The organism is Asaia sp. SF2.1 (assembly GCF_000505765.1).
Classification (GTDB): domain Bacteria; phylum Pseudomonadota; class Alphaproteobacteria; order Acetobacterales; family Acetobacteraceae; genus Asaia; species Asaia bogorensis.
Window position 1 is genome coordinate 29481 of sequence record NZ_AYXS01000009.1, and the last position, 25131, is coordinate 54611.

The window sequence follows — 25131 nt, forward strand, 5'->3', positions numbered from 1 at the left end:
TCAGGACCATCGGGAAAGGCGCGTCGAAAAACCCCTCTGCTTTTGCAGAGGGGTGCGGTTGCATCAGAAATGCACGCCGATATTGAGCTGGAAGCTCCGTCCGATAAAGGCCTCGTAATAACGGTTGGTATCATAGATGCCCGGGTCCTTCGGCAGGGCATCGGTGATGTTGTTGATAACGAAATTGGCCGCGAGATTCCTGGTAATCTCATACGCCAGGGAGAGATTGAAATAGGCAAATGAGGGGCGTTTGTTATCCTGATAACGCGTGGCCGGTACCTGCACCGCGTACTGGGTCGGCCCATACCAGAGCGTCTGCCACTGGGCCGAGAACGGACCGCGCATGTAGTTCAGGTTGAGCGTGAAGTTGTCATTGGGTGCGTCTGTCGTTCCCGAGAGGAAATAGGTGCTGCCCAGATAGGTGTTCTGGCTCTTGAGATAGTGAACGTAGTTGCCGCTCAGATCGATTTCACCGGCACCGTCGCCCAGCCCGAAACGCGACAGGGGAGCGTAGTAGTCGAAGGTTGCCTGCAAAGCCTGCGTCTCATAGCTGGCAATGTTGTAATAGCCTGCGCTGAAGGTCGAGAGCTGCCCGGAGGAATCACGTGTGAAGGTATTGCAGAAGGCATTGGACGGGTAGCTGGACGAGTCATAGCAGGCATTCATCAGATCCTGCGCGCCCAGTGAGGTGATGGCGTTTTTCACCTTCACGTCCACAAAAGACGCCTTCATGTCGAGGCCACGCACGAAATGCGGCCGGAATTCGAGGCTGCCCGTATAGCTCTTTGAGGTTTCGTTCTTGAGGTTGCTATTGCCGCCTGCGCTGCCCGGAATGGTGTAGAAATTGAAGTTGGAGGTGAAGGGTTGGGTGATGCCTGCCTTCGCGCAGTTTGCTGCACGAATGGCCGGGTTGGGGCCGGAACCGACACCTGCGTCGGAGCACGGATCAACGCCTGATTCGTAATCGGTGGAGCGGGGCGAAAACAGTTCCGTCACGGAGGGATTACGCACGGACTGGGCATAATTGCCGCTCAGGCCGAAATCCTCGGTCGGCCACCAGGCACCGCCGAACATGTAGGTCCAGTAATTGCCGGTCATGCTGTTATTGATGAAGCGACCATTGGCTGTGGCCGACAGGTTATAGATACCCGGCACGTTCATGGTCGGCGAGACGAAAGGTACGTCTAGCTCGCCAAAAGCTTCATGCGTATGATACGCACCACCCGTGGGCGGAATAGCCGTGCTGTTGCCGTATTGCTGATACGTGCCATCACCCTGCGGCCAGCCGCGGAAGAACGCGCCCGGATCAAAATGATACCCTTCGCGGCGATGCTCATAGCCCAGATCCCACCGGATATCGCCTGCGGGCAGGCGGAACACCGTTGAGCTCAGTTCGGCCTGGATATCGCGCTGGGTGTTGTTGTTGCGCGAATGGGCATCTGAAATGACATAGTCACGTGCGCCCGGCGTCATCTGGTTATAGCCGAATGGATTGAGTGGTTCACAGGTCGAACTGCGCGTGGCGATGGGTGCATTCTGATAGCCCGAAGCGCACACGATATTGCCGCTGGAATCACGCACTGCATTGAGGGCATTGACGAGGTTGGGAATGACGATGGAAGGCGTCCAAGTATTGTTCATGTAGCGCGTGTATTCACCACGCACTTTCCAGTCGAACTTGCGCCCCACTGCATTGAAATCACCGGCAAGCCCGCCCTGGAAGCGGTACATCTGCACCTTCGTGCGATACAGACCGGCGTCGAGGTCCTGGTTCAGACGGTTCAGGTAGAAGGTGTCTGTCGGCTGGCCATTGGCAGCGAGCGCATTCCTGATCGTCTGCTGCTCGGCGCTGGTAAGATAGGGATTGCTCGTGCTCAGCGCATAGGCGCCGTTGACGACATCGTTGGTGTAGTAGCTGCTGCTCATCGGGCCAGCCGTATTGAGCGTCAGGGGATTGTCGAACTGGGTCGTGCTCCATGTGCCCTGACCCACCTGACTCTCGGCGCTGCCACGGGCATACCAGCCCTGCCATGTGGCATGAATGTGCCGGGTAATGTCGTAATGCCCAAGCAACGTCAGGTTCAGCTTGTCATTGGGGGCGATCAACTGATTGTAGTCCTGCAGGGCGATACCGTTCCCGCCGATGCCGTGCGTGGTGTCTCCCTTGAGATAGGCATTTGCCTGAAGCGGAATGAGCGACTGGCCATTCTGACTGAACATGAGCGGCATATTGGCGCCATTGGCCACGGCGTTATTGGCCTGACCGGCCAGCGCGGCGCCAGCAGACCCCGCATAGACCGGCAGATTGCCGTAATCACCGGTGATCATGGGAATACCGGTCACAGAGTTCTGGATGAACCGTGAGCCAGCACCCAGAACATAGGTATAGGGCGAGCTCTGCCCGAGCGGCACGCGATGATAAAGCACCGCGTCGCGCCCGAACACATCAGGCCGGTCATTGGCGACCATACCGCCCTGGTTGCGGTATTCCACATCAAAGACCATGCCGCCCTTGTCATGGTCGAAATTGCGGCCAGCCTTGAAGGTCAGTTTCTCACCCGGTGCATCGAGCTTTTGCGACCAGTTACCCTGGGCATTGAAATCGACACCGGTGAAGTGGTCATCGAGCGTATAGTTCATCACGCCTGCCACGGCGTCGGCACCATAGGCCGCGCCCGCGCCGCCGAGGCGCGTATCGATACCCTTGATGAGCGAGGTCGGAATCGTGCTCACATCCACCTGCGAGCCCGAACCGGAACCATAGATCGAGGCTGTCGCGCCACCGCCCATACGCATGCCATCGATCAGGGTCAGCGTACGCTGGGCGCCCAGATTGAGGAGGCCGATAAAGGACTGACCCGCCCCAAAGCTGCCCTGGTTACCGATGGTGGAATTGCCACCCTGGCTGATTGCCGGATTTTCGCGCAGCAGGGCCGTACCGAGATCGTAATATCCCCGGCGTCGGATCTGTTCCCCACCCAGGGTCGATCCTGCCATGACATTCGTCAGGCGCGATTGCGACAGGCGCGTGCCGGTGACGATGATGGTCTCTTTCTGCGGCGAGGAATCCGCCGTTTCCACGCCACTTGAGAAAGGCAGGGCAGGCTGGGCGGCAGCACTCGACGCGCCGTTTTGCGATGCAGTGCCTGCACCGGTTAACGCTGCGCTGCCACCAGCGCTCCCTGCCGCCACGCCCACCTTCGAGGATGTTGCCTTGGCCGTTGCATGAGCGGGTTTTTTCGTCGCGTGGGATGACCGACGCGCGGTGGTCTTCTTGTGCGCGGTTCCCGCCCCCTGAGCGATGGTCTGGGCAAGGCCCTCTGCCGGCGCAGCAAACACTGTGCAGAACAGGGCAACCATCAATGTGCTCTGCCGCAGGCCCCTGTGACGATAAGGCAATGTTACCCGGCGCACCATCGTGAGACTCCCCGTGAATATGTTTCGTAAAAATAATGAAACACACCGTAAGGAAATTTTTCCGGTTTGGTATCTATAACGCAACGATAACGAAAAATACTGGACGTCGTTGCTTTTTCGCAACATATTGTGACAACCTGCTTCACAATGACGTTCGCTACGCCAAAGACCACGGCAGACCACCAGCCTGCCCGGCGATAGCCCTTAATCGCTGTGATGGTGCGTTAATGACGCGCGCTCAGCCTCCCCCCTCAGGGGACGGCCATTTTCCATACCTTTCCGGACATCTCGTCAGTCGGCCAATGCCTTTTCGAGTGTGGCGTGAACATGCAGGGCTGTCGTATCGAAAAGCGGCACCGTGCAATCCTCAGCCCGGACAAGCAGCATGATTTCCGTGCATCCCAGAATGATCGCCTCAGCACCCGAAGCGACAAGGCGGGCCATGATGGCGCGATAAAGCGCGCGGGATGATGGGTTGATCTGCCCGGCCACGAGCTCTTCATAGATGATACGATGCACGTCCATGCGGTCCCGTTCGTCGGGAATGATCACCTCCAGACCATAACGCTCGGTCAGTCGCTTCCTGTAGAAATCCTGCTCCATGGTGAAGCGCGTGCCCAACAGCCCGATACGTCGAAGGTCGCTCCGCCTGATCTGTTCGCCGGTGGCGTCAGCGATATGCAGGAGGGGAATCGATAGTTGCGCCTGCACCGCATCCGCCACGCAGTGCATGGTGTTCGTACAGATTACCAGATCATCCGCTCCCGCCTTCTCCAGATGACGCGCCGCCTCAATCAGACGCGCGGTCAGGACATCCCATGCGCCGCGATGCTGCAGATCCTTGATCTCGGCGAAGTCGAATGACCACAAAAGACAGCGTGCAGACGAGGCTGGACCAAGCCTGTCACGCACACCTTCATTGAGCAGACGATAATACATGGCCGAGCTCTCCCAGCTCATACCGCCCAGAAGCCCGATCATTCTCATCGTTTATCCCCACTCTTTGCTTTGTCGCGACCAGCGCTTCGCCCTATAGCGCCTGCGGGATGGGCGTTCCAATCCGGTCAGGCTCCCCGGGCCAAATGCAAAGGGGTTCCACTTCTTTATCGTCACGGCATTGCGCAAGCGATGCACCTTCCCCGGTATGACCCTTGTTCGCACGATTTACGTATCGATATCGACACACATAGATGCGCGACATGTTTTCTTGCCCCTGCTGTTCTGACTGCCGCGCCTTTCATAGGGATCAGGCAGTAAGCCTCGGGTGTCAGATATCTGAACATATGGTCAGATTTCACTTGCAGCGCGCATCATCCCGACCGTAACGTTCGTTTTACGGAACAAACAGAACCGGATTCTCCCATGCGCCCTGATATTGCCTGTGGTCGCCTGCCCCAAGATATTCTGGCGCGAAATTTCGCGGATGCCCATCCGGGACTGACCCCCGAACAGGCAGCGCTGGAAGCCGATCGATGTTTCTATTGTTATGACGCGCCCTGTATCGAGGCCTGTCCGACCGATATCGACATTCCGCGTTTCATCAAGGCCATTGCCTCGCGGAACACAGCCGGTGCGGCCAGGACCATCCTGCAATCAAACATCCTCGGCGGCTCCTGCGCACGCGTCTGCCCGACCGAGATCCTGTGCGAACAGAAATGTGTGCACACCGCCATCGAAACCCATAAACCTGTTCGTATCGGCGCCCTGCAGCGCTACGCCACAGACTGGCAGATGGCCCAGGACACGCACCCTTTCACACGCGCCACCCCGACGGGGCGACATATCGCCATCGTGGGTGCGGGTCCTGCGGGTCTCGCCTGCGCTCATCGTCTCGCCATGCACGGTCATGAGGTGACGCTGTTCGACCGGCACGAAAAGGCGGGCGGCCTGAATGAATATGGTGTTGCCGCCTACAAGCTGGCGGATGATTTTGCCCAGAAGGAAATTGATTTCCTGATGGCAATTGGCGGTATTCATTATCAGGGGCGGGCCATTCTGGGCGAGACGATCCACCTCGCCACATTGCGACAGGATTACGACGCCGTCTTTCTGGCGATCGGCCTGTCCGGCGTGCGGGCCCTTGGCCTCCCCGGCGAGACCATGCCTGGCGTCAAGGATGCCGTGGCGTTCATTGAACATCTGCGCTCCCACCCACTGGCCTCGGTGCAGGTCGGGCGGCGTGTGGTCGTGATCGGTGGAGGCAACACGGCCATTGATGCCGCCGTACAGGCAAAGCGCCTTGGTGCCGAGGAGGTCACGCTGGTTTATCGTCGGGGTGAGCCCACAATGTCGGCCACGGACGTCGAGCGCGACTGGGCGCAGACCAACGGGGTCACGCTCCGGCTCTGGGCCGCACCAACCCGGCTGGAATTCGACAATGGGGCCCTCACCGGCGTGACATTCAGACGCACTGACGCAGCCGCAAAGGCATCGACAGGCCCTGCCACGCCTCCTGTCGATTTCACGATTGCCGCGGATATGGTGCTCAAGGCCATCGGGCAGGTTTTTGTCCCTGACCCGGTTTTGCAGGATCAGATTCTGATCGAGAATGGCCGCCTGGTGGTGGACGAAAAAGGCCGCACCACACTGGCTGGCGTCTATGCTGGCGGCGACTGTACGGCAGGTGAGGATCTCACCGTGGCTGCCGTACGCGACGGGCGCGAAGCGGCGCAGGCCATTCACAGCGACCTGACCCCTGACGATCTTTCCCTCTCCGGCACAGGAGCTCTCTGATCATGGCCGATCTGCGCACCAGTTTCGCCGGCATCACCTCACCCAATCCGTTCTGGCTGGCCTCTGCCCCACCCACCGACAAGGAATATAATGTCCGTCGCGCCTATGAGGCCGGATGGGGCGGCGTGGTCTGGAAAACGCTGGGAGAAGACCCGCCGGTGGTCAATCTCAGTTCGCGTTACGGCGCCCTTCAGTTCGAGGGCAAGCGCCTTATGGGGCTCAATAATATCGAGCTGATTTCCGACAGGCCGCTGGCAACCAACATCGCCGAGATCAAGCGCGTGAAGCGTGATTTCCCGGACCGGGCGCTCGTCGTCAGCCTTATGGTGCCGTGCGAGGAGCATCGCTGGAAGGCCATTCTGCCGCTTATCGAGGAAACGGGGGCGGACGGAATCGAACTGAATTTCGGCTGTCCGCATGGCATGTCCGAACGCAATATGGGCTCTGCCGTGGGGCAGGTGCCCGAATATGTCGAGATGGTCACGCGCTGGTGCAAGCAGAACACGCGCATGCCGGTCATCGTCAAACTGACCCCCAATGTCACCAATATCCTCATGCCCGCACGCGCCGCCCGTCGTGGCGGGGCCGATGCGGTGTCGCTCATCAACACCATCCAGTCGGTCATCGGGGTCGATCTGGACGCCATGGCCCCCATGCCGGTCGTAGGAGGCAAGGGTACGCATGGCGGCTATTGCGGCCCGGCGGTCAAGCCCATCGCCCTGCGCATGATCGGCGAGATTGCCCGCGATCCCGAAATGGCGGGAATACCCATTTCGGGCATGGGGGGCATCAGCAACTGGCGGGACTCAGCCGAATTCCTCGCCATGGGGTCGAGCGCGCTTCAGGTTTGCACGGCGGCCATGCATTACGGGTTCCGTATCGTCGAGGACATGATTGACGGGCTCTCGAACTGGATGGACAGCAAGGATTACGTGACCCTGCCCGATCTGAGCGGGCGGGCCGTGTCGCGCTTCGTGCCCTGGAACCAGCTCAACATGAAGTTCCGCACCATCGCGCAGATCGATCAGGAAAGCTGCGTGGGGTGTGGCCTGTGCCATATCGCCTGTGAGGACACCTCGCATCAGGCCATCGCCAAAAGCACCGGGCCGAACCGTCGCGAATACAGCGTGATCGAGGACGAATGTGTGGGCTGCAATCTCTGCGCCCATGTCTGCCCGGTGGATGATTGCATCACCATGACACCGCAGCCTGTTGACGGCGAGATGACTTGGCTTGACCATCCCTCCAATCCGCATCGCCTCTCCGCCTGAAAGGATCTCCCGCCGCATGAGCAATATCCGTATCGATGGCCGCGCCCTCTGGGCCGATCTCATGGAAACTGCGCGTTTTGGCGGGACCCCCAAGGGGGGAATCAAGCGCCTGACCCTGACGGAAGAGGACCGTCAGGTACGTGACTGGTTTGCTGCCACCTGCAAGGCGCTCGGCTGCACGGTTACGGTCGATCGACTGGGTAACATGTTCGCCCGTCTTGAGGGGCAGGATAGCAGCCTGCCGCCCCTGACCATGGGGAGCCATCTCGACACCCAGCCCACAGGCGGCAAGTTCGATGGGATTCTGGGTGTGCTGGGCGGCCTGGCCGTGCTGCGTGCATTGCGCGAGGCCGGGCATGTGTTGCGTCACCCCGTCGAGCTTATCAACTGGACCAATGAAGAAGGCTCGCGGTTTTCTCCCCCCATGATGTGCTCCGGCGCGTTTGCAGGCGTTTTCACGGAGGAGGAGATTCTTGACAAGCGTGACCGTGCCGGCGAACGTTTTGGCGACGCACTGGAAGCGATTGGTTACCGTGGCACGCAGCAATGCGGCGATCACCCGGTCGCCGCCTATTTCGAACTTCATATCGAGCAGGGGCCGATCCTCGAGGTCGAAAATCGGGTCATTGGCGCTGTAACCGGCGTGCAGGGGATGCGCTGGTATGAGGTCACGGTGACAGGTCGCGATGCCCATGCGGGCTCAACCCCCATGACCATGCGCGCCGACACGCTTCTGGCGACTGCACGCATGATCAGTGCCGTATCGGATGTCGCCACGGCTCATGCGCCCAAGGGTCTTGGCACTGTCGGCCTGATCGAGAACCGGCCGAACAGCCATAATGTCGTGCCAGGAGAAACCTTCTTCACAATCGATCTGCGCCATCCGGAGGATGCGACGCTTGCCGTGATGGAGCAGGAAATGAAGCAGGCTCTCACCAATCTTGCCGAGCAGGCCGGGGTGGAACTTGCCCTGCGCCAGATCTGGGATGCCCCTGCCGTCCCGTTCGACCGACGCTGCATCGAGATGGTGTCTGACGCCGCGCGTGATGCCGGATTCGACGCGATGGAAATTGTGTCCGGCCCCGGCCATGATGCCGCCTATATGGCGCGCATGACCCCAACCGCCATGATTTTCGTCCCCTGTCGTGACGGGTTGAGCCATAACGAAGCCGAAAGCATTACCAAAGCCGAGGCCGAAGCCGGTGCCAATGTGCTGCTGGGCGCCCTGCTGCGCGCCGACAAGGTCTTTTGAGGCCAGGTGAGCCCGCAAGACAGGATCCCGACGGCTCAAGAAGCAGGAGACAGGACGGAATGACCGATAATACTGCGCCCCTCGCCGGAAGGATCCTGCCCCATAAGGATCACCTCGCCTCTGTTCACCATGACAGCGCAGACAGTGACCTCGCCCCTCGTGGCTTCAGGGCAAAAGCGTCACCTGATACCGACACAATCAAAAAGCCCAGAAGGCCCAGTGCCCCGCGCCAGGCGATGCTGCCCCAGATCCTCAATGCCGCCGAGACGACCTTCGGGACGCGAGGCCTGAATGGCACGCGTCTGGAAGAGATTGCTGCGCTGTGCGACATCCCCAAGGCTAATATCCTCTATTATTTCGGTTCCAAGGAGGAGCTGTACAACGCCACGCTCAAAAGACTTCTCGATGTCTGGCTGGATGATGCCGATCACTGGCTCAGCGCCGATCGTGACCCGATTGAGGGCATGGAAGGCTATCTGCGCGCCAAGATCGCGTTCTCACGTACCCGACCGGAAGGGTCGCGGCTTTTCGCTCAGGAACTGCTTTCAGGAGGGCAGCGGCTCGAAGGCTTTCTGAAGGACGTGCTCCGCGCCCATGTAGACCGCCATGCCGCGATCTTTCTCGGCTGGCAGTCACGGGGGCTCATGACCCCCATAGACCCCACGCATTTCCTGTGCCTGCTCTGGTCTGGAACACAGGCCTATGCCGATATGCAGGTCCAGTTCGAGGCCCTGCTCGACACGGCCCCTCTGGGTGAGCGCGATTATGATACCGCGCTCGAAACCTTCATGATTCTTGTGAGGCCGCTCTTCCCCCGCGCGGGCTGAGGCCCGAAAGGCCGAAGTGAAACACGCCGCCGGTCAAAAGCCCGATCACCCAGGCGTAGTTCTGCGCACCATGCAGCGCGGGGACGAAGACCACCATGAGCCCCAGCACCACCGATAGCGCCAATGCCAGAACAGCACGCCGATTGACGCCGCCCCGGTACCAGTACGGGCCATCAGGCGCTGTGGAATAAAGACCAGGAAAATCGAGACTGGCTTTTTGCACGTGATAATAATCGACCAGCAGGATGCCCGTAACAGGTGCAATGAACAGTCCGAGAATATCGAGTGTCAGATGAATAAGCTCGGGATGAGCGTAGAGATTCCACGGTGTCAGCAGGACCGCCCCGATTGAGGCAATCAGCCCCCCTTTGCGCCATGAGATGCTGGCGGGGGCAACATTGGAAAAATCGAACGCGGCCGAGACGAAATTGGCCGAGATATTGATCCCGATCGTGGCGGAGACAAGGGTGATCGTCCCGACAAGCATGATGGTCGGGCTGTCGAACATCATGATGGTTCCGGCAGGATCCAGGATCAGCCGCCCCAGTGCAGAACGCGCCAGAACGAGTGTGGTCAGAACCAGCATGACAAACGCCATGAAATTGACGGGTAATCCCCAGAAATTGCCCCGACGCACGTCAGACATGCTCGTGCCGTAACGGGCAAAATCACCAAAATTGAGAATGATCGGCGAGAAATAGGCCAATGTCAGGGAGGCCACGCTGAAAACCCCGGCAAGGGCGACCGGCCAGCTGACGACCGACTGGGGTAGAACGGAGAGATGGAAGGCACCGTGCGTGCGCCATAAAAGCGCGATATCGAGCCCGAGAATGACAATATAAATGGCAGGCCCTGCCCAATCGATGAAATGCCTGATGGACTCCATCCCTCGCCAGAATACGGCAATCTGCAACAGCCAGACAAAAAGGAAGGCACCCCAGCCCAGCAGGGACAGCCCAAGAGCACCATGCAGATGCGAATCCGCATAGCCCATCACACCGGGGTCCATGTGCAGGATGAACAGAACGATCGCATTCGACGCCAGCCAGGTCTGTATACCGTACCAGCCCACCGCGATGACGCCACGCACCAGCGCGGGAACGACCGCGCCATACACGCCGAAGGCCCCTCGTATGACCACCGGAAACGGCACGCCAGCGCGCAGGCTGGGGACCGCCACCAGATTGCACAGCACATATACGATGATTACCGCCGTCAGAAGCCCGGACAGGACAGCGCTGACCGGCAACCCCATGGTGAAAAAGCTGCCAATGGTCATGTAACCCGCAACGCTGTGAACATTGGACATCCACAGGAACAGATAGTCTTTCCAGGCCCAGTGCCGCTCCGACACCGGAGCGAGATCCTCATTCGATAACGGCCCAGAGAGCATGTTCACGTGTGCCTGCGTCATCGCCATCCTTTCCGGTCGTCCCGTCATGATCACCCTGTCATGACTGCCCCGCCCTGCCGAGCTTGTCACGACCCTCACGGCATGGCCATCCTGCATGACTCAGCCGGACGCCCGGCGTGCCAGCAATAGATTGACCATCTGGTCAGGCTAGTCTTATGATTTCGGTATTACAACGATATTATGGCTGGTTCCTTTATCCGGGCTTTTTCACAGGAGAACAGTGTCATGCTGCTCATCAAGGGTGGAACGATCGTCACAGCCGAGCGCAGTATGCGCGGTGATGTCCTGTGTGACGATGAAGGCCGGATTGCCGCCACAGGTCCCGATCTGGAGCAGCCAACAGATTGTACGCTGGTCGATGCCACAGGGCTGCTGGTCATGCCGGGTGGAATCGACCCCCATACCCATATGGAAATGCCGTTCATGGGTACGACCGCGAGCGACGATTTCTACACCGGCACGGCGGCAGGGCTGGCGGGTGGCACGACCAGCATCATTGATTTTGTCATACCCGCAGCCGGGCAGCGGCTGTTCGAGGCGTGGCAGGACTGGCGAGGCAAGGCCGAGAAAGCCGCTGCCGATTACGGATTTCATGTCGCGGTCACGCATTGGGATGAGCAGGTACACGAGGACATGGGTCGTCTGGTGCAGGAAGGCGGCGTCAACTCCTTCAAGCACTTCATGGCTTATAAAAACGCCCTGATGATCGACGATACCGTGTTTCTGCGCTCCATGAGCCGTGCTGGCGCGCTGGGTGCCCTTTGCACCGTCCATGCCGAAAACGGTGACGCCGTGTCATTCCTTCAGGCGCAGCTTCTCGCCGCGGGTGAGATCGGCCCCCACGCCCATCCGCTGTCACGCCCCGCCGAGGTCGAAGGCGAGGCAGCCCAACGCGCCATTGCCCTGGCGACGCTTCAGAACACACCGCTTTATATCGTGCATGTCTCGACCCGCGAGGCCACGGAAGCCATCGCTGCTGCCCGTCTCAAGGGTATGAAGGTCTATGGCGAGGTACTTCCGCAGCATCTCGTTTTCGATGAGAGCGTCTATCACGACGGGGACTGGCTCTCCGCTGCCCGCCATGTCATGAGCCCGCCCTTTCGCGCCAGATCCCATCAGCACGCCCTGTGGGGCGGGCTGGTTTCGGGCCAGCTACAGACAACCGCCACGGATCATTGTTGCTTCTGTCGCGACCAGAAGGAACGCGGCCGCGATGATTTCACGAAAATCCCCAATGGCGTGCCGGGGATCGAGGAACGCATGAGCGTGCTGTGGCATCACGGGGTTGTCAGTGGTCGCCTGACACCCGAGCAGTTCGTGGCCATCACGTCGACCAACACGGCCCGTATCTTCAATATCTTCCCCAAAAAGGGCTGTATTGCACCGGGGGCAGATGCCGATCTGGTATTGTGGGACCCAACTGCCTCGCGCACCCTCTCTGCCGCCACCCTGCATCAGAACGTCGATTACACGCTCTATGAAGGCATGACCCTGACCGGCGTTGCGAGAAAAACCATCAGCCAGGGCGAGGTCGTCTGGGATGATGGAACCCTTCGCGCCGTACGCGGCAAAGGCCGTTACGTACCCCGACCCGCTTTCGCTTGAAGACACACAAGGATCACTTATTGTTTAATTTTATTATTCGATAAATTTATGACTTATATTGAAAAATATTATGTTGTTCTTAGTTATTATATAAATAATGTTTTTATTATTATTTATATACCATCTTAGTTGGACAAACGCGACAAATTTGGTGTTTCTATCTCTCAATGTTTTTGATAAGCCGAAACAAATTCTACAGGATGCCTCATGCGTTTTCTAATTACTGGCGGAGCCGGCTTTGTCGGTAGTCATGTCGCCATAAGCCTTCTTGATGCAGGGCATGAGGTTGTCATCCTCGATAATCTAAGCACCGGACACAGGAAGGCCATCCCTACCGGCGCACGTTTTGAGCTAATCGATCTTGCAAATGCTGTAGATACCAACAGTCTTGTCAGCGAAGGGCGTTGGGATGCTGTGCTGCACTTCGCAGCCCTCTCTCTTGTGGGTGCCTCCATGGCGGAGCCTTATACCTATCTCCGCCAAAACACGATAACATCATTAAACCTGATTGAAGCCTGCACAAGAAATGGAGTCGAGAAATTCATATTCTCATCCACCGCAGCGCTTTTCGGCGGGAGCGAGCGTACGATACCGATTGATGACTCAGCATTGATCGATCCCGGCTCACCTTACGGTGAAAGCAAATATATCATCGAGCGGGCACTGCGCTGGGCCGACCGTATTCATGGTATGCGCTCCGCTTGCCTGCGCTACTTCAACGCAGCTGGTGCGGATCGCATGGGGCGTTTGGGGGAGGACCACCATCCCGAAACCCATCTGATACCGCTGACAATTGACGCTATGCTAGGAAGACGCCCCACCTTACGACTTTTTGGGCAGGACTATCCCACACCCGACGGTACCTGCATACGCGACTACGTACATGTTGCTGATCTCGCAGATGCGCATATCCGGGCGATATCCAGATTAGATAGCGGATCCGTAAGCTATAATCTTGGAAACGGGTCAGGCTTTAGCAATCTTGAAGTAATCCGCAGTGTTGAACGAGTATCAGGAAAAAGCGTGCCGTGGCGGTGGGATAATCGACGCGAAGGTGACCCCGCGATATTGATTGCTGACTCGACCAGAATCAGAAAAGAAACTGGATGGAATCCGGAATTTTCAGATATCGACTCGATCGTTGCCACAGCGCTTGCGTGGCGAGTTCGCCATCCTAATGGTTATGCGAGTGACTGAAGGGGCGTGGCATGATTTTCAGCGAGGCAATGTGCCATCCTGCTTCAGAACCACACCTGCCAGGTAGAGACTGCCGCAGATCAGCACCCGTGAGGGTGGCCCCTCGAAGCGGGGAAGGACCGCTGCGATTGTCGGCCCGGCAACAGCATGGCCACCTGAGGCCTCAATGATGGCTTCGACGGGCAAAGCGAGATGCTGGCCCTCTTCTGCCACAGCATGAAGTGTCGTCGCATGGCGCTGTACGGGTCGGAGAAAACCCGCGGCATCCTTGCTCTGCTTCATGCCAACAATGACATGCAGCGGACGGTCGAACCAGTCGGCCAGCGTGGCAGAAAGTGCCTCGCCAGCGTTGGGGTTATGCCCGCCATCGAGCCACAACTCCCACCCTGCGGGCAAAAGGGCGGCAAGCCTGCCTTCGAGACGCTGCAATCGGGCGGGCCATTGCGTATGGGCGATCCCGGCCCAGGCCTGGTCAGGCAGGGGGAAACCGCTGGCCCGCAGGGCGGCCACGGCCAGAGTGGCATTCGCGACCTGATGCACACCCTTCAGCCCCGGTGCCGGCAGTGACAGCACCCCGAGCGGATCCTGATAGGTCAGGGTGCCATCAGGATCACGATCGCAGGTTACGTCGCGTCCGACCTCCCACAGAGGGGCCTTGCAGGACGCGGCCTGGGCCTCGATCACCTGTCGGGCCTCATCATGCTGGAAAGCGCATACAACCGGCACACCCGGCTTGATGATACCAGCCTTTTCGGCAGCAATCAGGCCGAGTGTTTCACCCAGAAAGGCCTGATGGTCGAGATCGACCGGCGTGATCACACACACAATCGGGCGCGCAACAACATTGGTCGCATCCAGACGACCGCCCAGACCGACTTCAAGAATCGTCAGATCCGCAGGTGTTCGGGCAAACAGCAGCAGACCCGCCGCCGTCAGAACCTCGAACACGGTAATAGGCGCGCCATTATTGATGCGCTCGATTTCCTCGAGTGTCGCAACCAGCGCCTCTTCGGTCACCAGTGTGCCCGCCACACGAAACCGCTCCGTCACGTCCACCAGATGCGGGCTGGTCATGGCATGAACGCGCAGCCCGGCCGCCTCGGCTATGGCGCGCAAGGTCGCGCAGGTACTGCCCTTGCCATTCGTCCCGGCCACGTGAATGACGGGCGGCAGCGCACGTTCAGGGTTGCCCAGCTTGTCGAGCAGGGCGTGCAGCCGCGTAAGGGAGAGATCGATCAGCTTGGGATAAAGCGCCTGCACACGGGCCAGCACGACACCGGTCCGGCCCTCATATTCATCGCTGAGTCTGGCCGGGGCGGCTTGGGTCGTCATGGGTCAATCCGTGTGGGAGCGAAAGAAAAAACCCCGCCCTGTTGCACAGGACGGGGCCAGCAGGGAGCAGAGCCCGTCAGGCTGCTTCAGAGGCAGCAGCAGGCTTGTTCATCAGCATGCGAATCAGACGGCCGAGCATGGTCTGAAGCTCGGGACGCGCCACAACCATGTCCACCATGCCGTGGTCACGCAGATACTCGGAACGCTGGAAGCCCTCGGGCAGCTTCTCGCGCACCGTATCCTGAATGACGCGTGGGCCGGTAAAGGCAATCAGCGCCTCGGGTTCGGCAATCTGCACATCGCCCAGCATGGCAAAGGAAGCCGAGACACCGCCCGTGGTCGGGTTGGTCAGCACAACGATATAGGGCAGACCGGCATCCTTGAGCATCTCGACGCCAATGGTCGTGCGCGGCATCTGCATGAGCGACAGAACACCCTCCTGCATGCGGGCACCACCCGAGGCGGTGTAGATCACCAGCGCTGCCTTTTGCAGCACGGCCAGACGGCAGGCCGCGATGAAGGCTTCGCCAAGAGCCGTGCCCATGGTGCCTGCCATGAATTCATAGGCCATAACGGCCACAACGGCATCATGACCACCGATCTTGCCGTGGGCCACAGCCAGCGACTCATCAAGATGGGTCTTGGTCTTGGCGTCCTTCAGGCGGTCGGCATATTTCTTCTGGTCACGAAAGCCGAGCGGATCGCTGGGAACCTTGGGCAGCTCGATCTTTGTGTATTTACCGTCATCGAAGGTCCACTGAAGGCGCTCATTGGCCAGCGCCTTGCCATGATGGCCGCAATGGGGGCAGACGCGCTGGGCCTTCTCGAGATCCTTGATCAGGATCATCTGCGAGCAGGACTCACAGCTGGTCCACAAATTCTCCGGCACTTCGCGCTGCAGAAGGCCACGGATTTTCGGTCGAACGTATTCGGTCAGCCAGCTCATCTTGATCCTACTTCTCGCCCGATCCGCATGGATTTCCCTGGCGTGCAGGCGTTGCGGTCGAATGGGCAATCGTCATTCAGAGCCCGCTTTTAGCGATTTCTGCAGCGCAATGCCAGTTTCACGAAAAAGGGGTGGCCCCTCCATGAAAGGCCACCCCCATCGTCACGCGAACTGCCCTCCTGAAGCTGTATGGCTCAGGCGGCAGCCTCTTCCTGAACGTCTTCAGAAACGATGCGTGTCTGCCCCTTGCTGGGGCGAAAGCGCTTTTCGTGCAGGGCAAGCTCTATATCCTCGAGCGTGGCACCGGCTGTTTCTGGCACGAAAAAGAAGATGAACGCCACCGAGGCCAGATTGACCGCCGCATAGAACCACATGGTGCCACCCAGCGTGATGAGCTGCACCAGCGTCAGCGCCGTGCCCGTCACCAGCAGGTCAGAGCCCCAGAGCGTTGCAGCATGAAGGCTGGTGGCCTGACCACGCATGGAAAGCGGGAACATCTCGGCGCCAAGCAGCCAGCCACAGACCTGGATGCCGCCCGAATTGAACGCCATGAACAGCAGCAGGAACACGATCACCAGATAGGAGCCCGCGCTGCCTGCGGCAGGGTGCATGGCAAAGACAATCCCCAGACCAATCAAACTGACAATGGAACCCGGCCCCATGATCAGCATGAGGCGGCGACGGCCGACCCGATCGACAATCAGACAGCCGATGAAGGTCATGATGCAATAGGTGATGGCCACACCCAGCGAGGCCATAAGCGCCGATGAAGCGCCGAATCCCGCATCGCGCAGAAAGGTCGGCGCGTAATAGATCATCATTTCCAGACCGCCGCACTGGGTGAAGAAGGCCACGCCCAGAGCGGCAATAAGGGCCGGACGCACCCAGGGCCGGAACAGTCCCTTCCAGCCACGATTGCGCGGATCGGCGGATTCCGCGTTCTCGCGCATCTCGCGCACTTCCTTGCGGATCACCTTCTTCGATGTCCGGATGCGCCCGAGCTCGATGATAGCGCGCTTCATGCCTTCATTTTCAGCAGTCCAGCGTGGGCTCTTGGGCATGAAGAACATGGAGACAAAGACAATGGCAGCAGGCACGGCGGCAAGGCCCACCATCGGGCGCCAACCCCAGGCCTCACGTTCGGTATAGCCGATGATGTTGGCCAGAAGGATGCCAAGCCCGATGGCCACATTAAACATCGTGACCAGTGTGCCGCGCTTTTCCGCCGGTGCGAGCTCCGAAATATACATCGGCACGACCTGCGTGGACCCGCCCACGGCGAAGCCGAGGAACACGCGTGAGATAATCAGCAGCCAGACATCGGGCGAAAAGGCGCAGGCCAGCGCCCCAAGCACGAACACCCCGCTGACCAGCGTCACGCAGGCGCGTCGTCCGTATTTCTCGGAGAAGGACCCGGCTGCCAGGGCGCCGAGAATGGCGCCTGCCAGAATGGCCGAAGCCACCATCTCCTGCATGGTGCTGCTGAGATGAAAATCATCGGAGATCAGCAGCAGCGCACCGGAGATGATCCCGGTATCGTAGCCGTACAGACCGCCACAGATTGCAGCGACCACGGCCGCCAGAATCAGGATATATCGTGCATAGGGAGAGACCTCGATCGGATGATCGTCATGAGGGCGCGCCCCGGCGTCAGTTGTCTCTGAATTATTTTTCATGACGATATAACTGAAGACCAGCAAACTGGTTTAAGATCGTCGGGCAAAAAACAAGAAGGAGCCAGTTATGGCAAAGCCGCAGAAGCCCCGGCAGGATGTGCCGACAATCAACGTGCGTGAGCTGATCATCATGCATATCGTCCTTGCACTGTTCGTAGTCGGCATCATGCTGCTCGACTGGCATCTGAACTGAGCCGTCGAGGACTTCACCGATCAGGGAAGCGGCAGACGCTCTGTCACGCTGTCAGAGCGGCAAGTTCAGGAGACGGTATGCTTCGTCCGAGAGGACGTGCTTTTACCGTTGTGTCAGCTATAACCGCGCCGGTCGGATCATGAACGCGCAGCTGTGATAAGCCCGCGGCTGGCGATCGCCCGCGCCAGCAGATAGCAAAGCGCCGCCCCCGCACTGATGCAGAACGAGACCGGCACCCCGGTATACCATGCCACGACAAGTCCGCCCCAGGACAAGGCCAGGGCCAGAAGTGCGGAAACCAATAACCCTACCCAGGGTGAGAGACCAAGGCGCAGTGTGCATGAGGCTGGCCCGACCAGCAGGCTGAACACCAGCAGAATCCCAATCGTGCGCGAGCCTATGGCCGTAGCCAGCGCAACAAGCATCATGAAGCCGCAGGCCACAACGCGCAGCCGCCCGCCTTTGGCTGCTGCAAGGTCCGGGTCGAGGCTGGCAAACAGCAAGGGCCGACCCAGCACGCAAAGCCCGGCCAGAGACACACCCCCAAGCGCCAGCAACATACGCAAGGTCGCCCGGTCCACACCTAACACATTACCGAAAAGCAGAGCCGTGGTGCTGCTGGCAGGGGTATGGGCCATTTGCAGGAACAGCAGACCAAGCCCGAGGCTGGCAGCCAGTACAAGACCGATCACACTGTCCCGCTGACTGGCGCTCGCCGCATTGGCCCGCAGATCGCCCTGCGGCTCCCAGCCGAGCACCAGCCCTGCCGCCAGAGCAGAGAGCACCATGCCTGTCAAAGGCGTCATGCCGATAAGTACGGCACCGGTGGCCCCTGCAAAGCCGATATGCGAGAGCGCATGCCCAGCAAAACTCTGGCCGCGCAGCACCAGAAACCACCCCACCAGCCCGCACAGAAGCGCCACGACGCCCGACGCCATGAAGGCATTCTGCATGAACTCATAATGCAGCATCATGAAGCTCCAGTTTCTGATCACTGATCCGGAGCAGATGATCGGCAAAGGGTCGGACGGCGTCGAGCCCGTGGCAGGACATGAGAACCGACATGCCGGTGTCGCGGCATCGTTTATGCAGCATGGATAAAATCCGCGTCTGCCATTGCGTATCCATACCGCTCAATGGCTCATCCAGAACAAGAAAAGACGGGCTATCCAGCAGGGTCTCGGCAAGGAAAAGCCGTTGCCGCTCCCCACCCGAAAGCTGGCTGAGCGGTTGCCGGGCCAGGGCCTCGGCTCCTGTGAGAGTCAAAGCAGCCCCGATACGGGCATTCAGTTTCCCGCCCCAGCCCGGCAGGCCGAAAGAGGCTCCCCGCCATGAGGCCGCCAAGAGCGCATGGCCGGTCATCTGCGGTGCTGGCAGACGACGATCCTGAGGCATGTAACCGATCTGCCCTCTTATGGCGGCAGGATTGCGACCCAGCACTTCAATTCGCCCCTGCTGAGGGCGGTGCAGACCAAGCAACGTGCGCAGCAATGTCGTCTTGCCATGACCGTTCGCACCGTCCAGCACGGTGAAGCTTCCGGCCGGCAAGGTGAGATTTGCCTGCGCAAACAGGACCCGGCTGCCATGGGCCAGGGTCACATCACGCAGGGTCAGGGCATCGGGCAGATCAGTCATGGCCAATCAGTTACGAATGTCCAGCGCAGCTGCAAGCCGGTTGAGCCGCACGGTCATCCAGTCCTGCCACAGCAGAGGGGGGGCAGGAAATTCGTCAAAGGCCACGACAGCAATACCGGAGCGATGGGCCAGCGCGATCAGGCGCGAGATGGACGGCGTTTCGACCGCCGGGTTGATGACAAGCGCCTTGACGGCCTTCTGCTGGAGGGCCTCTTCCAGCCGCGCCACATCGCGCGGCGCGGGATCAACGTGATTCATGACCGCCAGCGCAAAGTCCGGATCGATAATCTCCAGACCAAGCGCTGCAAAAAGAGGTCCCCCAACGGGCTCGGTAACAGCAATCTTCATGCCCTGCGTGCGGGGATGCAAGATTTTCAGCCGGGCATTGAAGCCATCGAGCATCTGGTGAAACCGCGCCTGTGCGGCGGCAATATCGTCTGCCTTGTGTGGAAGCAGCGCAGCAAGGTCACGGGCAAGGGCATCCACCACCCGGCCGACAGCCTCGGGATCATCGAAGAGATGCGGGTTGTCACCCGGCTTCAGCCCAGCGAGATCGAACGCCGATATGACACGACGCGCCGCATTGGGCTGGGCATCCAGCAGTGGGGTCATCCAGTCATCATAATGGCCGCCCGTCATCACTACGAGACTGGATTGCGCCAGAGTAAGCGCCATATCAGGCGTGACCTGAAAATCATGCGGGTCGATGCGCGGTGAGGTCAGGACACTGGCAGGGCTGACAGAATCCCCCCCCAGCCCTGTGGTGAGATCGCACCAGAGCGCTTCGGCACAGAAAATCCGTGCCTTGGGCGGCTGCGTTGACACCGGCGTACCGGCAGCAGACTGCGCCCGGCTGGTTCCGGCAAGGCCGTGCAGGGCGAGGGCACAGAGTATGATGAGCAGAAGCTGGCGCAAAAAAGTCGCCTTTAGTTATATTATAACGACTGGGATACGCGATATAGAGGCGGAACTCTGGTCAGGACAAGCCGGAAAAGGAATTTCCAGATGCTCACCCTTACGGCAACGACAGATCAGCCCGCGTTTTCGGCAGACACACAGGCCCTGCTGGACCGTGCAGCGTCTTTCTGCGCGACGCGTGCCAGCCGCCTGACAGAAACCAGACGGCTGGTGCTCGGCCTTATTCTGGAAAGCAGCAAGCCGGTAGGCGCCTATGAGATACTCGACCATCTCAGGCAGTATCAGCGCAATGCCGCCCCACCCACTGTCTATCGGGCACTCGACTTCCTGCTCGCGCAAGGGCTGATCCATCGTATCGAGCGTATGAGCGCCTTCATTGGCTGCGCGCATCGTCTGGAGTGTCATCATGGTCACGGGTGTGGCCATCGCGCCCAGTTTCTGATCTGTAGTGGCTGCGGCACGGTGAGCGAGGTTGAGGATAGCGAGATCTCCCACGCCATTGCGCGTGCTGCCGCAAAGATCGGATTCAGGCCGCACCAGTCCACGGTCGAGATCGAAGGGCTGTGCGCAACGTGTCAGAAAGGCTGATCGGTCAAAGCCGCTTCTGATGGCCTCCTCGGGAAAGCTCCCCTTGACCGATGGCGAAAGCCGCTCGCGCCCTGCCGCTCGCCACACGCGCAGGACGCCACCCGGCCCGGTGCCCCCTGACAGCACCCAGCCCGACCTTTTCGATTATGTACCGCCCGTCAGACGCACCCGTCTCGACCCCGAGGAGGCTCCCCTCCTGCTGGTCACGACAAGGGCCTTTTCCGACTGTGAGAAAGACGATGGCTGGCTTTACTGCCTGACGAGCGCTGAAGCTGGCGAGGCATTGCTTCAGGACGGGCTTCCCCTCGATACGCGCTACCCCCTCCTGCTATGCGCCCGCCCCGCCGTGCTGGCGTTGCTGATCGACCACGCGCAAACAGGAGATGGGGTGCAGCCCGTTCTTCTGCGGGTGCGCCATGCCCATGTTGCGCCATGGCTCGAAAAAGACCCCGACATGAGTGCGCGTCTGGGCGCATCCTGCTATCTGCTGTCGAGACAGATACCGCTCGGCTGAGTCCGGGCCCTTCAAGCTTTCAAGGAAACCGTCATGGACGATATCGCTATCGCCGAAGTCACACGCGGTGGCCGCGTTGAATCACGTCACCTCGGGCGCATCGCTGTCATGGACGATGCCGGTCGCGTCGTTCATGGTCTGGGTGCCATCGACAAACCCGTCTTTCCACGCTCGACGGTCAAGGCCCTGCTGGCCCTGCCGCTTGTCGCCACAGGCGCGGCCGATCGTCTTGGCCTGACTGACGCCGAGCTTGCTCTGGCCTGTGCCTCGCATAATGGCGAGCGCCGCCATGCTGAGACGGCGGCTGCCATGCTCGGCAAGGCGGGTCAGGGTCTGACCTGTCTGGAATGTGGGGCGCACTGGCCCACCTATGACAAGGCAGCACAGGCGCTTGCCGCCTCGGGCGGCGTGCCAAACGCGCTGCACAACAACTGCTCTGGCAAACATGCCGGGCTGATCTGCCTCGCCATTGACCAGTCGCTCGATCCGAAGGGGTATATCGATCCGTCCCACGCGGCGCAGCGTCAGGTAACCGAGGCGCTCGTCATGGCGACCTCGACCCCGCATAACGATCAAAACCGCGGGCTGGATGGGTGTTCCATGCCAACCTACGCCGTTCCGCTGGCGGCTCTGGCCACGGGTTTTGCCCGATTTGGCACAGGCAAAAATTTTTCACAAAGCGATGCGTCGGCAGCGTCACGCCTGCGTTCAGCAGTCGCGTCCAATCCCTTCATGGTGGCAGGGAGTGGACGTTTCGATACGACATTGATGACGCATTTCGGTAACCGAATCTTCTGCAAGATGGGTGCAGAAGGGGTCATGGTCGCGTCTCTGCCCGAGCTGGGGCTGGGAATTGCGATCAAGACCGATGACGGGGCAAACCGGGCAGCCGAAGTGGCGCTTGCCGCCCTTCTGCTCGACCTGGAAGACGCGCACTGGTCTGACCAGGACCGCGAAGCGCTCGCCGGATTGTCGCATCAGGTCATGAGAAACTGGAATGGACGAGAAGTCGGCACACTGCGTGCCGCCGGTAAAGGATAAGACCTAAAGATGGCGATAGATACAGATGCCGGAAACTCAGATGGCGTGCTGGCGTCGGTTTTCGATGCAACCAAGTTCAAGATCATCGTAATCGGGGTATTGGCCGCGCTTGCGGGTTTGATGTCAGGTCTTGATATCGGCGTGGTTGCCGGTGCGCTCGATTTCTTCGCCAAGCAGTTCAATGCCTCAACCTTTGCCCAGGAATGGGTGGTGAGCTCCATGATGGCGGGTGCTGCCGTAGGCGCGCTTGCCGCGGGCTGGATGTCTCACGCGCTCGGCCGCAAGCGCTCGCTCATCGCGGGTGCGTCGATTTTTGTCATCGGCTCCATCGGTTGTGCGCTGAGCTGGTCCATTCCCTCCATGATCACCTTTCGCGTGGTCATGGGGCTGGCTGTCGGTATCTCAGCCTTCACCGCACCGCTCTACCTGTCGGAAATTGCCAGTGAGGCAACACGCGGTGCAATGGTATCGACCTATCAGCTGATGGTGACAGTCGGTATTTTCCTCGCCTTCCTGTCCAACACCTATTTCTCCTACAGCGGCAACTGGCGCTGGATGTTCGGTGTAGCTGCCATCCCGGCAGGTCTCTTTCTGATCGGCGTGCTTTTCCTGCCCTACAGCCCGCGCTGGCTGATCATGCAGGGACGTCACAAGGAAGCGCGGGAAGTGCTGCTCTCCTTGCGCGAAGACCCGCTTGAGGCCGCGAAGGAAATCAAGGCCATTCGTGAGCAGCTTGAAATCAAGCAGCATGGCTTCGAACTGCTCAAGACGAACTCGAATTTCCGTCGCTCGATCGCACTCGGCATCATGCTGCAGGCCATGCAGCAGCTCGCCGGCATCAATATCATCATGTATTACGCGCCGAAGATCCTCTCGAGCGCCGGATTCGATGCGACGTCGCAGATGTGGTGCACGGCCATTATCGGTCTGGTGAACATGCTCGCAACGTTCATCGCAGTTGGTCTCGTCGATAAATGGGGCCGCAAGCCCATTCTCTATATCGGCTTTTCCGTCATGGCGCTGGGTATGGCTGCGCTTGCCGTGCTGCTCAACACCGACATGTCCGGTGAGACATCGAAATTCATCGCCATTTTCCTGCTGCTGCTGTTCTGCACGGGTTTTGCGATGTCAGCAGGTCCGCTCATGTGGGTGCTCTGCTCCGAAATCCAGCCGATGCAGGGGCGTAATCTGGGTATCTCGCTTTCGACACTCACCAACTGGATTACCAACATGGTGGTGGGTGCGAGCTTCCTGACGCTTATGAACACGTTCGGTACCTCCGGCACATTCTGGCTGTTCGCCGGACTCAATGCCTCCTTCATCGTGCTTACCTTCGCCTTTGTGCCCGAGACGAAGGGTATGTCGCTTGAAGTGATCGAAAAGCGCCTGATGCGCGGCGAGAAGCTGCGCAAACTCGGACGCTGAATTTTCCACCGGGGGGCCACCATGCCCCCCGGCAGTTCATGGGCCCAACCGTATCCTCAAGGCCCGAGGCAGTGTCTTTCCCTCGGCCATGTGACCCGCTCCTGATCGGTTTAACGTGAACCATCCACGTTCCCACGCAGAGCCGGGAGCGCCTTTCTCACTGTCAGACGGTCATCGGCTCTCTTTCGGGCGTCCTGATCCCGCATCCCGGCCATAGGCACGGGGCGATTGGCCCATTGCCCGCTTGAACGCTGCGCCAAACGCACTCTCAGATTCATAGCCAACCGAAAGAGCCACCTCGCCCAGTGTGAGGGGCGAATGCCTTATTCGATCCGCCGCGAGCATCATGCGCCAGCGGGTCAGATAAGCGATGGGCGTTTCATCCGTGACGCGCCGGAAATACGCGGCAAAGCTTGCTCGGGACATGCCCGCCACACCGGCAAGTTCGCGCAAGGTCCAGCGCCGGGCGACATCTGCATGCATGGCGCCAAGCGCTCGGCTCATGGCCGGAACAGCCAACGCTGCGAGCCACCCCTGTCGCGCCGCGCCCTCCTCCAGATGAGCGCGCAAGGCTTCCACCAGAAGCGCCTGAGCCAGATGGCTGGCAAGAAGCGCTCCACCCGGGCGCGGTGTCCCAAGTTCACGCATAAGGCGCCGTATACCATCGCGAAGCACAGCCTTGGTGGCATCAGCATGGATATGCAAAAGCGGTGGCACGGCGTCGAGCAGGCTATCGAGCGCCACCCCTTCGAACCCGAAAAATCCACCAATACCCCGACAGGCCTCGCTCCCGTTGAGTGTCGCCAGCGCGCCCGGCGGCACACTTGTCAGAAGGGCTATGGCATCGACCGGATCGACCGCCACAGACGAAAAGAGAAAGACCTCCCGCCTTGCAGCCATCAGCACGAGATCACCCTCCTGCAGGCGCACAGGCGCTTCATCTCCCGCGAAGCGGAACCAGCAGCTTCCCGCCTCGATTGCAAAGCAGCGCAGTCCCTCTGCTGCCGGGAAGGAGAGCGCCCAGTCGCCCCCGGCTGCCAGACCACGAAAGCCATAGCCACCCGGGCGCATCAGCGTGAGGATATCGGAAAGCGGGTCCATCAGTCTCAGACGATCACGACGAGAATACCGACCATCGAGCATGGAG

21 protein-coding genes are annotated in these 25131 nt (G+C 59.8%); 11 read left to right on the forward strand and 10 right to left on the reverse strand.

Annotated features, from left to right (window positions below):
* Positions 1–63: 63 nt before the first annotated feature.
* Together P792_RS25700 and P792_RS25705 are read right to left on the reverse strand one after the other, a co-directional pair.
* On the reverse strand, positions 64–3417 hold the full coding sequence (locus tag P792_RS25700) for a TonB-dependent receptor domain-containing protein (protein WP_051395830.1): 3354 nt from the start codon (positions 3415–3417) through the stop codon (positions 64–66).
* Between the two features lie 291 nt (positions 3418–3708).
* Complete coding sequence (locus tag P792_RS25705) at positions 3709–4398, reverse strand: aspartate/glutamate racemase family protein (RefSeq protein WP_023978192.1); 690 nt, start codon at positions 4396–4398, stop codon at positions 3709–3711.
* Positions 4399–4779: 381 nt separating this feature from the next.
* Between P792_RS25705 and P792_RS25710 the strand changes: the two genes are divergently transcribed.
* The 4 genes from P792_RS25710 to P792_RS25725 are packed head-to-tail and all read left to right on the forward strand — an operon-like array spanning position 4780 to position 9500.
* On the forward strand, positions 4780–6150 hold the full coding sequence (locus tag P792_RS25710) for an NAD(P)-dependent oxidoreductase (protein ID WP_023978193.1): 1371 nt from the start codon (positions 4780–4782) through the stop codon (positions 6148–6150).
* A 2-nt stretch (positions 6151–6152) separates the two neighbouring features.
* A complete protein-coding gene (gene preA, locus P792_RS25715) occupies positions 6153–7421 on the forward strand; it encodes an NAD-dependent dihydropyrimidine dehydrogenase subunit PreA (protein ID WP_023978194.1) in 1269 nt (422 codons plus the stop codon).
* 16 nt (positions 7422–7437) lie between these two features.
* Positions 7438–8673: a M20 family metallo-hydrolase gene (locus tag P792_RS25720; RefSeq protein WP_023978195.1), complete on the forward strand. Its 1236-nt coding sequence runs from the start codon at positions 7438–7440 to the stop codon at positions 8671–8673.
* A 59-nt stretch (positions 8674–8732) separates the two neighbouring features.
* Entirely contained in the window at positions 8733–9500 is a 768-nt protein-coding gene (locus P792_RS25725; RefSeq protein WP_023978196.1) for a TetR family transcriptional regulator C-terminal domain-containing protein, read from the forward strand.
* Here the strand turns inward: P792_RS25725 and P792_RS25730 are convergent.
* Complete coding sequence (locus P792_RS25730; RefSeq protein ID WP_031240407.1) at positions 9460–10914, reverse strand: NCS1 family nucleobase:cation symporter-1; 1455 nt, start codon at positions 10912–10914, stop codon at positions 9460–9462. The two genes, P792_RS25725 and P792_RS25730, sit on opposite strands and share 41 nt — an antisense overlap.
* A gap of 225 nt (positions 10915–11139) precedes the next feature.
* Between P792_RS25730 and hydA the strand changes: the two genes are divergently transcribed.
* Entirely contained in the window at positions 11140–12519 is a 1380-nt protein-coding gene (hydA, locus tag P792_RS25735) for a dihydropyrimidinase (RefSeq protein ID WP_023978198.1), read from the forward strand.
* 207 nt (positions 12520–12726) lie between these two features.
* Positions 12727–13716 (forward strand): UDP-glucose 4-epimerase GalE, encoded by a 990-nt coding sequence (gene galE, locus P792_RS25740; RefSeq protein WP_023978199.1) that lies wholly within the window; start codon positions 12727–12729, stop codon positions 13714–13716.
* Between the two features lie 18 nt (positions 13717–13734).
* Here galE and P792_RS25745 read toward each other — a convergent pair whose 3' ends face one another.
* From P792_RS25745 to P792_RS25755, 3 genes are all read right to left on the reverse strand, one after another.
* Positions 13735–15048, reverse strand: a complete 1314-nt coding sequence (locus tag P792_RS25745) for a folylpolyglutamate synthase/dihydrofolate synthase family protein (RefSeq protein ID WP_023978200.1) — start codon at positions 15046–15048, stop codon at positions 13735–13737.
* Positions 15049–15124: 76 nt separating this feature from the next.
* Positions 15125–15994 carry an acetyl-CoA carboxylase, carboxyltransferase subunit beta gene (gene accD, locus P792_RS25750; protein ID WP_023978201.1) on the reverse strand — a complete coding sequence of 290 codons (870 nt, stop codon included), beginning with the start codon at positions 15992–15994 and terminating at the stop codon, positions 15125–15127.
* Between the two features lie 194 nt (positions 15995–16188).
* A complete protein-coding gene (locus P792_RS25755; RefSeq protein WP_031240409.1) occupies positions 16189–17670 on the reverse strand; it encodes a sugar porter family MFS transporter in 1482 nt (493 codons plus the stop codon).
* 67 nt (positions 17671–17737) lie between these two features.
* Between P792_RS25755 and P792_RS39535 the strand changes: the two genes are divergently transcribed.
* Positions 17738–17863 (forward strand): hypothetical protein, encoded by a 126-nt coding sequence (locus P792_RS39535; RefSeq protein ID WP_023978203.1) that lies wholly within the window; start codon positions 17738–17740, stop codon positions 17861–17863.
* 137 nt (positions 17864–18000) lie between these two features.
* Here P792_RS39535 and P792_RS25760 read toward each other — a convergent pair whose 3' ends face one another.
* The 3 genes from P792_RS25760 to P792_RS25770 are packed head-to-tail and all read right to left on the reverse strand — an operon-like array spanning position 18001 to position 20413.
* Complete coding sequence (locus P792_RS25760; RefSeq protein ID WP_023978204.1) at positions 18001–18837, reverse strand: metal ABC transporter permease; 837 nt, start codon at positions 18835–18837, stop codon at positions 18001–18003.
* Positions 18821–19498: a metal ABC transporter ATP-binding protein gene (locus tag P792_RS25765; RefSeq protein WP_023978205.1), complete on the reverse strand. Its 678-nt coding sequence runs from the start codon at positions 19496–19498 to the stop codon at positions 18821–18823. Before P792_RS25765 ends, P792_RS25760 begins: the two co-directional genes overlap by 17 nt.
* A 6-nt stretch (positions 19499–19504) precedes the next feature.
* The gene (locus P792_RS25770; RefSeq protein ID WP_023978206.1) at positions 19505–20413 is read right to left on the reverse strand and encodes a metal ABC transporter solute-binding protein, Zn/Mn family; all 909 of its coding nucleotides are present in this window, start codon (positions 20411–20413) and stop codon (positions 19505–19507) included.
* A gap of 90 nt (positions 20414–20503) precedes the next feature.
* On the opposite strand from P792_RS25770, the gene P792_RS25775 reads away from it, so the two are divergent.
* The 4 genes from P792_RS25775 to P792_RS25790 are packed head-to-tail and all read left to right on the forward strand — an operon-like array spanning position 20504 to position 23984.
* The gene (locus P792_RS25775; RefSeq protein WP_023978207.1) at positions 20504–21004 is read left to right on the forward strand and encodes a Fur family transcriptional regulator; all 501 of its coding nucleotides are present in this window, start codon (positions 20504–20506) and stop codon (positions 21002–21004) included.
* 43 nt (positions 21005–21047) lie between these two features.
* Positions 21048–21518, forward strand: coding sequence for a hypothetical protein (locus tag P792_RS25780; protein ID WP_023978208.1), 471 nt, complete (start codon positions 21048–21050; stop codon positions 21516–21518).
* 33 nt (positions 21519–21551) lie between these two features.
* Positions 21552–22559, forward strand: a complete 1008-nt coding sequence (locus P792_RS25785; protein ID WP_023978209.1) for an asparaginase — start codon at positions 21552–21554, stop codon at positions 22557–22559.
* Between the two features lie 9 nt (positions 22560–22568).
* The gene (locus P792_RS25790; RefSeq protein WP_023978210.1) at positions 22569–23984 is read left to right on the forward strand and encodes a sugar porter family MFS transporter; all 1416 of its coding nucleotides are present in this window, start codon (positions 22569–22571) and stop codon (positions 23982–23984) included.
* A gap of 171 nt (positions 23985–24155) precedes the next feature.
* Here P792_RS25790 and P792_RS25795 read toward each other — a convergent pair whose 3' ends face one another.
* The gene (locus P792_RS25795; protein WP_023978211.1) at positions 24156–25127 is read right to left on the reverse strand and encodes an AraC family transcriptional regulator; all 972 of its coding nucleotides are present in this window, start codon (positions 25125–25127) and stop codon (positions 24156–24158) included.
* Between the last annotated feature and the right edge of the window lie 4 nt (positions 25128–25131).